This window comes from Candidatus Nitrososphaera gargensis Ga9.2, assembly GCF_000303155.1.
In the GTDB taxonomy this organism is placed as follows: Archaea; Thermoproteota; Nitrososphaeria; order Nitrososphaerales; family Nitrososphaeraceae; genus Nitrososphaera; species Nitrososphaera gargensis.
Map to the genome: position 1 here is coordinate 1,378,006 of NC_018719.1, position 12,236 is coordinate 1,390,241.

Below are 12,236 nucleotides of genomic sequence, written 5' to 3' on the forward strand. Positions count from 1 at the left end.
GAAATACGCTTTCAGGCTAATAATTCTATCGATGCTCCTTTTGGCTGTAGAAGAAATTGTTTTTCATATTGCAAGAATTGTACCAAGAGGTAGAGCTCCACTCTATAATGGCAAATCACAACGAATTACTATGATTCTGAGGCATCTTCTGAAGTTTGAAGAACTTGGGCTTTGCTGCTGTGGGATGCGCGGCGCTACTGCTTATAGTCGCTCTTGAAGCAACTCCTAATGCCAGCAAGGTCCCGACCTGCACCTGTGCCGCCTTTCGGCTAGATGACATTCAAGATTATTTCCTTAACAATGTACAGGTCGAGGTCATGAGTGTATTTGAGCGGCGGGGCCTGAGTCTGACTGTTGGCGTGATTGGCAATCATATTGGCAGCGACCCCATGATCGTCGACTATATCAAAAACAGGACTGGCGATCCCCTTTTTGAAATCGCCAACCATGGCTGGAACCACGAAGACTTTACAGAGCTAAGCCTTGAAGGCCAGTCATCTCTTGTGCAGAAAACCAACAAGAAAATCTTTGACCTGCTAGCGATCAAGCCTACAGTGTTTATCGCGCCTTATAATACCATAAACAACGACACTTTTGCCGCTGTGCAGGAAAACGGCATGCGCTACATCAGCGCCAACATGACATACGATCCTCCTCCCTATGACATCATCAGCAGCAACCAGAGCCTTTACCGGTTCCCAGAGACAGTCCTGATAGGAGACCTGAGCGCAGACGACACCCACTGGATAACTTTTAGCCATCAAGAGGTTTTTGAAGGGATCCGAGAAAGCCTAGACCAGCACGGGTTTGCAGTTGTAACGATGCATCCGCAGGACTTTGCAGCAAGGGACATGCTGAATTACCAGAACATGGTTGACCATAATTACATAAAAGAACTAGAAATGCTGCTGGACAAGATTCAAGAGCAGGGCATCAAGGTGGTGACAATAAGCGAAATTAACCGCCATGTCACTCAAAAGCAAGACATTTTTTTCCTGCAGGCACCGCAGCCGCGCAAAGAAGACTAGATCGCATCTGGCTAAAAGCGTCTGAGAAACTTGGGTTTGAGCATCTCAGGGTGGGACTTTAAACTCCTGACAAGCGTCAAGACCTTGTCCTTATCGTCTGGCATTGTGCCTCCAATAGAGTAGACGTTTGACGCATGGTTTGCCCGGAATACCACCCGTGTTTTTGGGTTGAAATTTGCGACAAGCCTTTCAAGCTCGTCGAGAACGCCCATATCGTCAAGCCCTATGAAAGGTTCGCCAAATTTTGTCATAAACTCGTTGTATATGCCATGTTCCAAGTGCAGAGTCAGCGCGCCCACATAATCCGGCGCTGTTTCGCTCAGTATGCGGGCAGTGTCTGCGATATGCTCCCGGGTATAGGTCTTGCCGCCAAGTCCAAGAATAACCATGCATGACAGGATGTAACCGTGGCGCTTGGCCTTCTGACATGCCTGAACTATTGTCCGGTACGTCGCGCCCTTTGTCACCTTCTTGAGCACGATGTCGCTTCCGCTTTCAATGCCGACATACAGCATGTGGAGGCCGGCGGCCCTCATTTCTTCAAGCTCATCGTCCTTTTTCTTTAGCAAGTTCATGGGCATCGCATAGCACGATACACGTTCAAGTTCTGGAAATTTTGAATATAGGTACTGCAGGATCTGGATCATCCTGTCCTTTGGCAGGTTGAGCGCGTCGCCGTCTGCAAGGAACACCCTGCGCGTATCAGGATAGAATTTTGCAACCATATCGATCTCAGCCTTTATTTCATCCCAAGGCCGTTCAGAGTATTCTTTGGTGCGGTACATATTGCAAAATGAGCACTTGTTGAAAGAGCAGCCCAAGGTGACCTGAAATATCATAGAGTTGGCCTCCGAGGGCGGCCTATAAAGCGGATAATCGTAGATGATCTCCATTTTTATTTAAAATGGGAGGTGGATGCTAATAATTGTTTTATGTATGTCTAGCCCTGCACGTATTTCCACTGGAAAAATGATACAGAGCTGCTGCATTTTACGCACAAAAAATGGTGCAATTCCAAATGTGCGCATACACATGCTTGTACCGATGCAACCTTGTAGTAATTTGGGTCGGTTCGTCGCGAGATCTTCATCGCTTTTGCTCAGTCTGGAGCAGCGAACTCACCTCATCCCCTGTATGCATGCTATGGCGGCGAACCAACTTAAATCTTGGTATACCACTTCAGGTCAGGCGGCGCTTGAGCTGCTTTATGCTGCCTGACATGTCAAGCGTCACAACTGGCGGGTCTGACAGGGCAATGGCAACAAGGACGTTTTCCAGCTGGTTCAGCCTGCACTTGATTATCGTTACGCTATTGTTGTTATTTTCTGACTTGATCAGCCTTATTGCGGCATTTTCCGTCGCAACAGAGCCGAAAAGATCAGAGCAGCGCTTTATGATCGTGTTGACTGCTTCGTTGGCCGGCGCTGTATGCATAATTGACAGATAGCGCCGTTTGGCCCGCCTGTTAAGCACCACTAGACAGACACCCTCCTTGATAGTTTTGCCTCAAGCCAGCTGTTCATTTCGTGCCAGTGCCTTTGTGGGTCGATGTCGCAATTCTTCAGTACAGCGTCCAAGCATGGGCCGGAAACCATTTCATGCATCGATGCCGCGCCGCTTGAGAGGATAAACTGGCACCGGGATGACTGGCAGAAGAGGTACAGCTCTCTAATACCTTCAAACCACCTACCGACGCCTGCGGCGTCCATTTTTCTTGCTGGCGCGACTGCCACTTCAAGGCCGGTTCCTTTTTTTACTTTCTTTTTCAATTTTTCTTTGGCTCTGTAGATGTTGCAGATGTCGCTTATCATAAGAACATCGGCTGCAGGCGCATCTAGATTGTCTGAAACTATCAGGTATGGATATTTTACTGGAGATTCCGGCGCCTTTTTCAGCCTGTAAATGATGCCTTCGCGTACCTTACCGTCAACAAATGGTGGTGACGCCACTTTGCTTATTGAAAGCGCTTTTGCTGTTGCCGCAATGTCAAAGTCGCCGCTGACGCAAAGATCTATTCGGTTGAAGACAAAAGCCCCCTGTAGCTCTCAAGATTGCCCGAAGGTCGATATCTCTTGACAGGCCGGAATCTTATCCTTATTGCGTCTGCCTCTGACAGCGAAACCTTGCCCTGAACTATTCTCTGTTTGTCAAGCCTGAGGTAGAGGTTCCCCTTTTCGTCTGAATATTCTGGTAGCGAACTTGACAGGTGCTCCCTATCGGAGCTATTCAAAAGCGACATGATGCGGCGAGCGAGCTCGCCTGCTTCTTGGCTTGAAAGTATGGCCTTGAGCAATAGGATCTTGTTCTTGTAGTGCCCTTCTGAAGGCGAAACGGAAAAGCGCTCTAAAGGCACAGAGAGGACATCATGTATGGACTGGAGCACCTTGTTGCCGTCCTCCGTGGCATGCAGGACCAAGTTCACCTCTGCTGTAGAAAATTTCAGGTCCTCTTCAGGCATTTGAAAAAATATGGAGAAATACCGGCTAAAAAGCTATGTTATTGGGCCGGCGGGGCGGCTTCGACAGGCTTGGCTTCTTCGATCGCCCTTGACTCTGGCGTAGAGATCAGCTTTGTCTTTTTGATCCCAATGTGCCGAATCACGGTTATCTTTTTCGCTTCGTTCAGTATTTCAGCACCTAGCTTGCTGTTGGTCTCCCTTGGAATGTCCCCCCTCTTGCTTCCCGTGACTTCTTGGACGAACCGGTCAACCGTCAGCTGTGGGATCCTTTCAGACAGGATCTTGTGAGCCACCATTCTGATCTCGTGCTTTTTGGACGAGTTGACCCTCCTCTGGGTAAACGCAACCACGGCGACCCTGAAAGTGTGGCCGTCCATGGTGGTATAATCATGAGTGAACATGATCATAGAGCTTCCTCTGCGAATCAGGCTCCTGAGGAACTCTTTGGCATATTCGTGGCCCTTAAAGATCGTGCTTGCAATGCCGTCGTTAATCTTGTCTATCTGGATAAAGACCTTGATCTGGTGCTGGTCCATGCTCTGGTCTGGGTTACCTTTCATCATATCGTGCAGCGTGTTTTCAATAGTGCGCCCTTTGGCATGCTCAACGTCTGTAATTGGAACATAGTTTACTGGCACTTGCGGCTCAAAGCCGTAGGGCTTGTTTACAACTACCCATTGCTTGTCTCGCCATTTGTCGCGGACCCTGCCACCTTTCTTTGCTCCTTTAACCATTAAACTTCTCTCTCCTTTTCTGACTAAAATATATAATATATACGATGCGTCAATTGCGGGGCTTGATCTCCTTTATGCCGCCCATGTACTTTTGCAGCGCGTCTGGCACTTCGACAGTGCCATTGGAGGTCTGGTAGTTTTCAAGTATTGCCACCATCGTGCGCTCGGTGGCAACAAGCGTGCTATTGAGAGTATGCACAAGGCGCGTCTCCTCATTCGTCCTATCCCTGAAGCGAATGCCTAGCCTCCGCGCCTGATAGTCCACACAGTTTGAGCAGGAAACGATCTCGCGATAGGCATTCTGGCCGGCCATCCACGCCTCGATGTCATATGTCTTGGCAGATATCTTGCCGGTGTCGCCAGAGCACAGGAGCATCACCCGGTTTGGGATGCCAAGCCTGTTATAGAATTCTTCAGAAAGCGCGAGCATCCTTTCATGTTCTTTCCACGAGTCTTCCGGCCTGCAGTAGACAAACTGCTCCACCTTTTCAAACTGGTGCACCCGAAAGATGCCTTTCATGTCCTTTCCGTGCGCGCCTGCTTCTTTGCGGAAGCATGGGCTGTAGCCGGCGTACCTTATCGGCAGCTTTTTGCCGTCAAGAATCTCGTCCATGTGCATGCTTGCGATTGCGTGCTCTGACGTGCCTATCATGTAGAGGTCTTCGCCTTCTACCTTGTAAATGACATCCTGAAAGTCGCCAAGTATCACTGCGCCTGACATCGACTCCCTTCTTATCATGTAAGGAGGCTGGACTAGAATGTAGCTGTGCTCTGACAGAAAATCAAGGGCAAAGTTCACAAGCGCCTGATTCATTTTTACAAGCTCGTTTTTCAAATAGTAAAAGCGCGCGCCGGATACCTTGGCAGCGCGCTCTACATCTACAAGGTCAAGCGCGGCTGCAATATCGACATGATCCTTTGGTGCGAAATTCATCTTTTTTGCGCTGCCGTTCTGCCGCACCACCACATTGTCCTTTTCGTCCTTGCCCGTTGGCACGGACTCGTGAAGCATATTGGGCACGACCATCATCAGCTCTTTGAACCTGCCCTCTGTTTTCACCAGCTCCTCTTCGCTATCTCCGAGGTAGCTGCTGACTTCTTTCATCTGAGCAAGCTCCGAGGAAGCATCCTGCTTGGCCTTTTTCTTGCGCGCGATGGCTTCTGCAAGCACGTTCTTTTTCTGCCGCAGCTCCTGCGTTTCAACGATCAGCTCGCGCCGGCGCCTATCAATAGTTACAAGCTCGTCAAGCGGGAAATTGGCCATGTTGCGCCTGTTTAGCATGTCTTTTACTGCCTGTGGATTTTCCTTCAAAAGTTTCGGATCGAGCATATTAATCAGCCATCACTTTCTTTGATATTGAAATGTGCTCCAGCACTTCGTCAAGGGTGCTGAGGACCGTTGCGGCCGGGACGTTCTTGCCTGTCAGCTGGATTGCAAGAGTAGCACCCTTTGAAAATATTCTCATCGACAGCCCCTTTGGAAAGTTAACATTGTCTGGTATTAATGCCTTCACCACAGCTTTGGCTTCTGCGCTGCTTGAAAACGGGACATCCACCGACACTGTAACATCAAGTTGCCGTTGCAAATTTCGGGTCACTTGTAGCCGCCCTCAAGCTGGCAAGGAAATCTTCAAGAGCAGTAGAGGGTATCCGGCAGCCTGCCGCAGCCGAGTGCCCGCCACCTGCACCCTTGAATGCTTCGGCATGATGCCGCATTATCAGGCCAAGGTTGGCCTTGGAATCACAGCCAAGGCATTTGCGGGAAGAAAATCGATAAGTGCCATCTTTTGTAAGAGTGCGAACAAAGAGCAGCCTGCCGCTAAGCGAAGGCGAACCACTGAGTAGTGACGACACCGCTCCCAGCATATCCTCAGCCAAGAGCCCGTCGCCATTTACAAAGGCATTCTTGCCATCGTCAACAAGCCTCCACTTTTCGCTGAAAATGGTAGAAATGTAGTTACGAAGCGTCGTCCTGTATTCTCCTACTATTTCCTCCCCCGCACTCAGCATGGCATTCCTGTCTCCCATGCATATTGCAATGCCTACGCCTGCCTTACCGATTCTGCCGCATGCATTGAGCATTGTGGAGAACTCTCTTGCGTCCCTGAGCTGGCTCCTCTTGTCCTCGCCCGCAAGCGTGTAGACGTAGCCGATTAGGTCATCAAGCACGCTCGTTGAGGTCTTGTTTGAAGTGGCGACAAACCTGGCTATTGCGTCAAGAACTGCACTCTTTTCCTCCTGCGAAAACTCGGCCAGCACGCGCCACCGGCCGTTGTCCTTGAGCCTTATCCCTGCGTTCTTGAGCAGTGTGTAGCAGGCTTCCCTGTTCCATGTGAGCCCGTCGATGTATGGACAAGAGGTGTATGCAAGAGCCTCGTGAAGCGGCCGTGTCTCCCGCCCTGTCAGCATGATGTCCAGATCTACGCTCACAAGGCCAAGCGACTGGGCGGTTTTCAGTATTTCAGTATTCAGGCCGATAAACGACTTTTTGTCGCCTTGGTCCTGCCTGTCGGCGACAGCGGAAACGACTGCAATGTACGACAGGTCGCGATTCTTCCTATCAAGCGTGCTTGCAACCATGTAGGCCATGCCGCCCGCTGGCACATGCCTGCCACCGTCGATTCCAAATTTCCACGCGTTCAATATCTGGCCGTCGTCATCGGTCAGTATTTCTTCTTCTGGTATTTGGTGGTGGTCAATTATGACCCATTTGTCGCCAAGGCTCTTTCTCAAGTGCGACGCCCAGCCTCCGCCAAGGTCAGTTATGACGTAAAAATCTCGATTGTCAGCTTTCATCCTTTCAATGACTGAAGGGTTCATGTCAGAAATGGTCCGGACAGAATAGCGCGCCCCCATGCGCCTGAGCGCGCTTGCAACTATGCTGCCAGACGTTATGCCGTCGGCGTCAAGGTGTGTAATGACTGCAATCTCGTTGCCATTCTCCACTACTGATCTCAGTTTTTCGCAAAATGGTTTTAGAGCTTCAATAAGCTTGGCGCTGTCGCTCATCTAAAGGAACCTTACTCTAGCTGAGCAATAACCGCGGCGTATTTCCAGTTCTTTGGAAGCTTGCCAATGCTCTTGTAATACTTGGAAAGCCGATGGATCTTGGCCTCTACCAACTCGAGCGAACGAACGTTCCGGTGGTCGCTGTTGTGAACCTTGAGGTGTTTTTGAAGGCCAAGTGCCTTTTTCACTAGCTTGTCTAGATCCTCTGGCATGTCTGGCTTGATGTTGTTTTCAGCCAGAACCTCGGTTAAGCTCTTGCCCAGAACCGGCTTGACAAGAGGGATCCTGTGCTCGTCTCTAAGCTTTAAGCCTATCTCGCTTGGGCTCAGACCATCCTTTGAAAGCTTGACAACAAGTGATGAAACCTGATCCCTGCTCTGGTTCAGCCATGATGGTGAACTCTTTGAGGTAGGACGGGTAGAGTGAGACTTGCCATGAGTGTGAACATGAATTCGCGCCATATATCCTTACCACACTGCACGCACGTCTTATATGTTTACTTGCTTGCATGACTGGCGTTTGAGGTTCGCCAAAAAAGTGTAAAGTCTATTCCATAAAAAGTTAAATAGCAGAATTCGAAGAGGTTAGGTAATATGAACAAGCCAATCATCATGATGGCTCTAGCTGCTGTAGCGGTTTTTGCCACCCCTGTAATTGTGCTCCAGACCGCATACGCTCAGGGCTTGTATGGCGGAGGCGGAGGAACAGCTTCTCCAGAACAACTGAAAGAATGCGAACAGCTGGGAATCGACAGGAACGAGTGCAACGACACGACTCTTCTGGCAAAGAGAAGACTGATAGCGGCACAAGAGAACCCATCCACCGGATCTGGAACACCAATGCTCTCAACTGAGACAGGCCAGATGGCAGTCTTCATTGGCGTTCTCGGTGCAATCTTTGGTGGAGTTGCTGCAGCGTTCTTCTTTAAGGGCAGAGGCGCAAAGCCAGTCTCAACCTAACCCTCCCTCTTTTTGTTTTATTTTAAATCCAGCTTCAATAAGACAGGATGATAATCGTTCTTTAAACTCTCTGCAACCAAAATGTATATATCTTTGGATCCTTTTGCATAAGGATAATGGTCTTCGATAGTCTAATTGGGCAGATAGGTCCAGCGTACGACCCACTCTTCTACGACGTCATGGTCTACATATTCGGAACCATGCTGTTCGCAGTCTTCCTGCTAGGCGTCATCGCCTTCTGGCTGAGGAGAAAAGGTCTCGGCGGTGGCTCTGCAAAAGAAAAGTGGGCACAAGAGCTGGAAAGGTACTTTGAACGCGAGCAGATCGGCCTGATTCCGGACGAAAAGCACCACTGGTAAAAACCCTCGGGCTACGCGCCCATTTTATCTTATTTTCTTTTATTATATCTAACAACAACATAATTACCCGCCTTTTGCATCAAGGATCAGTTGAACGTAGTAGTCCTCATATTCCCTCCTTCCGCTTCTACAAGCAGACGGGCACTTGCCCGCTCCATAAGGGGGCTGGACATCAGGATTTCTAACGAAGGCGGATGCATCATCTGCGAAGGACGCGACCCTACCAAGCTTGCATCAAGGCTGGCCAACCTTGCTGGAGCTGATATCACCACAATAGCAAGAAAAGTACCAAGTCGGTTTTCAAGCATCACAAATGCAATTGTTCAGGCGGGGAGCGAAACAATTTTGCCTGATGAAAAGTTTTACGTCAAAGTGATACAGCAGGCGGCCAAGGCCGACTATGTAGACAGGGACATCGAATTTGCTTCTACCGGCGCGCTTGTTGGCAAGCTGGCAGAAATAAACGCCCTGCCGGCAAAGAGCGAGCAGGAAGCTGACAGGGTGATTCTGGCTATCGTGGGCAAAAAGTCGGCATACATTTGCGTCAAAGATATGACCTGACGATCTGCGCCACGTTGTCAATCCCGTTCAGGTTTTCAGTCAGACTCTGGAGCTCGGCAGCCTTGTTTCTGTATTGAGCATTGCCAAGTACTTGCGAGATTGCGTCTGCAAGCTGTTCTGGCTTTAGCCCCTTTGGATGCAGCATCACGCCCATCCCCAACTCAGCCACCTTGGCCGAATTGCCAAGCTGCTCCCCGTGGTTCTCAATTGGGACAGTCACTACAGGCTTGCCAAACTGAATCGCCTGCGACAGCGCCACGTGCCCACCCCTGAGCACCAAAAGATCGCTCAGAGCAAATATCTCGTCACGGACCGGGCACCAGCCGTAGTACCAGCCCGACTCGCCAATTCGCCGGGGCTCGCTCTCACCCTTTGGGTTTCCTTCAGAGATCACGAACTGGATCTTGGGATCGAGCTTCTTGACCGCCTCAAGTGCAACCCTGATGAGCGCCGGGCGGGTCTGCGCCGGGCCGCTCACGTGTATGAACACCACCGGCCGTGACCGGTCAAGCCCAAGACTGTCGGCCACCTTGTCTACCTGCTCTTTGCTTACATGCGGCTTTGGCGAGGCAAACCCGATGTATTCAAGCTTTTGAGCCGCCGAGCCTACCTCCCATATGTTATGCGCCGCTATAGTATATGGCGGAGGGAGATCCGGCACCAATATGCGGTCTGCCATTGTCCACATCGAGCCGAGGAACTCGCCAACCATGTTTTCAAACAGGCGCGAAACTGCAAGCTCCCGTAGGCGCGGTGACAGCAAGAGCTTGACTTGGTTCAGAACAACTATCGAAGGTATCTTTAGCAGCCTGGCGGCCACAAGCGGCGACAGGCGCGAGTCAGACACCACGATGTCGGGGTTGCACGCAGTCATGTTGCGAGTTTCTTGGTTTACCTGCTTTGAAAAGTTGGCAAACCAGAGCGGTATGTTGGCTAAGCTGTTCTTCACAGAAAAGCCCCCTTCCATGCTCCATGCGAACTCGACTGCCGCAACAGTGACGCATTTGTAGCCTCTCAATGAAACGTAACTTGCAGCCTCGCCGTATGACGAGAACTGGACTTCTGATCCGCCCTCCCGGAGCTGGTCCGCCACCATGACCAGACGGCTAGCATGTCCAAGGCCCACCCCGTATGGAGCAAAATAGGCTACGCCCACGAATGGGACTACTAAGTTTGATTATATAATATTGTCATAGCTCAAGTCTTGTAACCTTGCCCCTTGGCTCTACCTCCTTGAACACTATGGCCTGAAACCTGTACAATTTAGATGCAGGGTCCAGCCATGCGTCAGCCGGCGCCCCGGCCTTGTAGCATATGTTGGCAAGGTATTGGTCTACATTCCACTTTAGTTCCACCGGCACCTGCGGCAGCAAGAGCCCTGAGCCGTAGCGCCAGCGCAGGACGAGCCCGTCCCTTCCGATCTTGATCTCTTTTCTATAATCAGCTGCAGATTTGGTCCTGATCTCCTCAGGCGGGGTCAGGACGCTCACTTCAAAGATTATGCTGTCCAGCTCCTGTTTGTCTACCGGCGGAAAGCGAGGATCTTCTGTCGCAGCAGCGATGGCCGCCTCCACCACAGACTGGTAAAGTTCTTTTTCCGGCAGTGGAAAGCCTATGCAGCCGCGCAGGTGCTCTTCCTTGTTCCTTGTCAGGTAGTTGAGCGTGACAAATACTCCGGCGGCCCTCCCTGCATCCTGCTCAGGCTGGATTATTACTGATTCGCGCAGGTATGTTTCGACGGCCTTTCTGGCCAGCCTGACAAGCTCGGCGCCTTCGCTATCAGAGATCAATACGCGACAGTTCACGCCAGACGGACTAAAAAGTCATATCCTTACGAGTATTTTCTTCCGGTACTCTGGCATGCTACAGATTTTAAACTGCAGCTGCATGATATTGTGTGGAAGTACCAGACGACATCCTGCCGCTTCTTGATGAGGATGAGAAGGTGTTATTCAACATAAAGCAGAGGAAATACAGACCATCGATAAATATCGAGTCTGCCACCATTACCAACAAGCGCATAATACTCCGGCGGCCCTCGATGTTAAGGATAAAAAAGAGCTACGTCGACTACAGCTATGGCGACATTACAAACATTGTCCTTGACAAAGGCCCCCTTAGGTCTACCATAATGCTGAACCTGAAGATGGATGCCAATGATCTGGTGCTAGAGGACATCCCAAATGAAATGGCGCAGCAGGCATTCCGGCTTATTCGGGAAGGCATAGACAGGGCAAGGGAGGCTGCTGATGCGGCTTGATGTAATTTTTAGCAAGGCGGAATTTTTATACTGGACGGGGTGGAATTGTTGGCGATGAAGTGCACCTACTGTAGCCGCGAGCTTGTGTTTTACCCGCGCACGGATAGGGTATCCGGGGCGCAGTTAGAAGTATACCGCTGCATCTACTGCGGCACAGAAATGAGAGAGTACCGGCCCAAGAGGCAGATTGGGCGCTGATAATAATAAAGATATATTAACTGTATTTTATCAACCTACCACCACATATGATGAACTGCCCTTCCTGCGGCGCAATCATGGTGTGGTTGAACGGATCAGTCCTGCACGACCCACCCGTAAAAGAATACAAATGCAGGAGATGCCAGCTATTCGTAGTCAAATACCCCGATGGTAACTATGAAGCAAAGCCCATAGAGCAAAATCAACAGCAGCAACAATAATCATGAAAATAAACAAAGTTGTCGAGACGTGCATCTATTCTTCCGACCTTGACAGTATGAAAAAGTTCTATGTCGAGATCCTAGATCTTCCTCTTGTGCAGGAAGAAAAGAACAAGCTTGTTTTCCTGCGGGCCGGCAAGAGCATGCTTTTGATATTCAACCCTGCCAAGACCAGCATCGACAACTACAGGCTACCAACACACGGCGCGCAGACCCCGCCGGCAAGCATCCACTTTGCCATGGAAATAGAAGAACACGATTATTTGCGCTGGAAGGAATTGCTGGCAAAGAACAGGATCGCAATAGAAAAAGAGGTTGATTGGAATGGCAGTGGCAGTGGGGGTGGCAGCAGATCACTTTACTTCCGCGACCCCGCCGGCAACCTTGTCGAATTGATAACGCCAGGCGAATGGCCGGTGGAAAGCTAATAATATAACGTTCTTGCCTGT

19 protein-coding genes are annotated in these 12,236 nt (G+C 50.2%); 8 read left to right on the forward strand and 11 right to left on the reverse strand.

Translation table 11 applies throughout. From position 1 onward, the window contains the following. Positions 1-155: 155 nt before the first annotated feature. The gene (locus NGAR_RS08275; RefSeq protein WP_015019242.1) at positions 156-1,028 is read left to right on the forward strand and encodes a polysaccharide deacetylase family protein; all 873 of its coding nucleotides are present in this window, start codon (positions 156-158) and stop codon (positions 1,026-1,028) included. An 11-nt stretch (positions 1,029-1,039) separates the two neighbouring features. Here the strand turns inward: NGAR_RS08275 and NGAR_RS08280 are convergent, their stop codons facing one another. From NGAR_RS08280 to NGAR_RS08320, 9 genes are all read right to left on the reverse strand, one after another. After that, on the reverse strand, positions 1,040-1,921 hold the full coding sequence (locus tag NGAR_RS08280) for a radical SAM protein (RefSeq protein WP_015019243.1): 882 nt from the start codon (positions 1,919-1,921) through the stop codon (positions 1,040-1,042). Positions 1,922-2,207: 286 nt separating this feature from the next. Then, positions 2,208-2,504, reverse strand: coding sequence for an Rpp14/Pop5 family protein (locus NGAR_RS08285; protein ID WP_148681188.1), 297 nt, complete (start codon positions 2,502-2,504; stop codon positions 2,208-2,210). Next, positions 2,504-2,977 carry a hypothetical protein gene (locus NGAR_RS08290; protein ID WP_015019245.1) on the reverse strand — a complete coding sequence of 158 codons (474 nt, stop codon included), beginning with the start codon at positions 2,975-2,977 and terminating at the stop codon, positions 2,504-2,506. The genes NGAR_RS08285 and NGAR_RS08290 overlap by 1 nt, the downstream gene beginning before the upstream one ends. Before the next feature lie 62 nt (positions 2,978-3,039). Then, positions 3,040-3,486, reverse strand: a complete 447-nt coding sequence (locus NGAR_RS08295) for an RNA-binding domain-containing protein (RefSeq protein ID WP_015019246.1) — start codon at positions 3,484-3,486, stop codon at positions 3,040-3,042. 38 nt (positions 3,487-3,524) lie between these two features. Then, positions 3,525-4,220: an eS1 family ribosomal protein gene (locus tag NGAR_RS08300; RefSeq protein WP_015019247.1), complete on the reverse strand. Its 696-nt coding sequence runs from the start codon at positions 4,218-4,220 to the stop codon at positions 3,525-3,527. Between the two features lie 49 nt (positions 4,221-4,269). Next, positions 4,270-5,550: a serine--tRNA ligase gene (gene serS, locus NGAR_RS08305; protein WP_015019248.1), complete on the reverse strand. Its 1,281-nt coding sequence runs from the start codon at positions 5,548-5,550 to the stop codon at positions 4,270-4,272. Between the two features lies 1 nt (position 5,551). Further along, the gene (locus NGAR_RS08310) at positions 5,552-5,806 is read right to left on the reverse strand and encodes a KEOPS complex subunit Pcc1 (protein ID WP_187147727.1); all 255 of its coding nucleotides are present in this window, start codon (positions 5,804-5,806) and stop codon (positions 5,552-5,554) included. Beyond that, positions 5,790-7,229, reverse strand: a complete 1,440-nt coding sequence (locus NGAR_RS08315) for a DHHA1 domain-containing protein (RefSeq protein WP_015019250.1) — start codon at positions 7,227-7,229, stop codon at positions 5,790-5,792. The genes NGAR_RS08310 and NGAR_RS08315 overlap by 17 nt, the downstream gene beginning before the upstream one ends. 11 nt (positions 7,230-7,240) lie before the next feature. Continuing rightward, positions 7,241-7,690, reverse strand: a complete 450-nt coding sequence (locus tag NGAR_RS08320) for a 30S ribosomal protein S15 (RefSeq protein ID WP_015019251.1) — start codon at positions 7,688-7,690, stop codon at positions 7,241-7,243. 132 nt (positions 7,691-7,822) lie between these two features. Here NGAR_RS08320 and NGAR_RS08325 point away from each other — a divergent pair, with 132 nt between their 5' ends. The 3 genes from NGAR_RS08325 to NGAR_RS08335 all read left to right on the forward strand — a co-directional run bounded on the left by NGAR_RS08325 (position 7,823) and on the right by NGAR_RS08335 (position 9,108). Then, positions 7,823-8,188 carry a hypothetical protein gene (locus NGAR_RS08325; protein ID WP_015019252.1) on the forward strand — a complete coding sequence of 122 codons (366 nt, stop codon included), beginning with the start codon at positions 7,823-7,825 and terminating at the stop codon, positions 8,186-8,188. Positions 8,189-8,304: 116 nt separating this feature from the next. After that, the gene (locus NGAR_RS08330) at positions 8,305-8,547 is read left to right on the forward strand and encodes a hypothetical protein (protein ID WP_015019253.1); all 243 of its coding nucleotides are present in this window, start codon (positions 8,305-8,307) and stop codon (positions 8,545-8,547) included. 90 nt (positions 8,548-8,637) lie between these two features. Then, entirely contained in the window at positions 8,638-9,108 is a 471-nt protein-coding gene (locus NGAR_RS08335) for a hypothetical protein (protein ID WP_015019254.1), read from the forward strand. On the opposite strand, the gene NGAR_RS08340 is transcribed toward NGAR_RS08335, so the two are convergent. Then, complete coding sequence (locus tag NGAR_RS08340) at positions 9,092-10,264, reverse strand: glycosyltransferase (protein WP_148681190.1); 1,173 nt, start codon at positions 10,262-10,264, stop codon at positions 9,092-9,094. The two genes, NGAR_RS08335 and NGAR_RS08340, sit on opposite strands and share 17 nt — an antisense overlap. 34 nt (positions 10,265-10,298) lie before the next feature. Beyond that, a complete protein-coding gene (locus tag NGAR_RS08345; RefSeq protein WP_228369325.1) occupies positions 10,299-10,898 on the reverse strand; it encodes a TIGR00296 family protein in 600 nt (199 codons plus the stop codon). Positions 10,899-11,005: 107 nt separating this feature from the next. On the opposite strand from NGAR_RS08345, the gene NGAR_RS08350 reads away from it, so the two are divergent. From NGAR_RS08350 to NGAR_RS08355, 4 genes are read left to right on the forward strand one after another with little or no spacing between them, the layout of a single operon-like run. Then, positions 11,006-11,368 (forward strand): PH domain-containing protein, encoded by a 363-nt coding sequence (locus tag NGAR_RS08350; RefSeq protein WP_148681191.1) that lies wholly within the window; start codon positions 11,006-11,008, stop codon positions 11,366-11,368. A gap of 54 nt (positions 11,369-11,422) precedes the next feature. Beyond that, on the forward strand, positions 11,423-11,566 hold the full coding sequence (locus tag NGAR_RS17460; protein WP_187147728.1) for a hypothetical protein: 144 nt from the start codon (positions 11,423-11,425) through the stop codon (positions 11,564-11,566). Between the two features lie 47 nt (positions 11,567-11,613). Then, positions 11,614-11,787 (forward strand): hypothetical protein, encoded by a 174-nt coding sequence (locus NGAR_RS17465; protein ID WP_015019258.1) that lies wholly within the window; start codon positions 11,614-11,616, stop codon positions 11,785-11,787. A 2-nt stretch (positions 11,788-11,789) separates the two neighbouring features. Beyond that, complete coding sequence (locus NGAR_RS08355) at positions 11,790-12,215, forward strand: VOC family protein (protein WP_015019259.1); 426 nt, start codon at positions 11,790-11,792, stop codon at positions 12,213-12,215. Positions 12,216-12,236 lie beyond the last annotated feature (21 nt).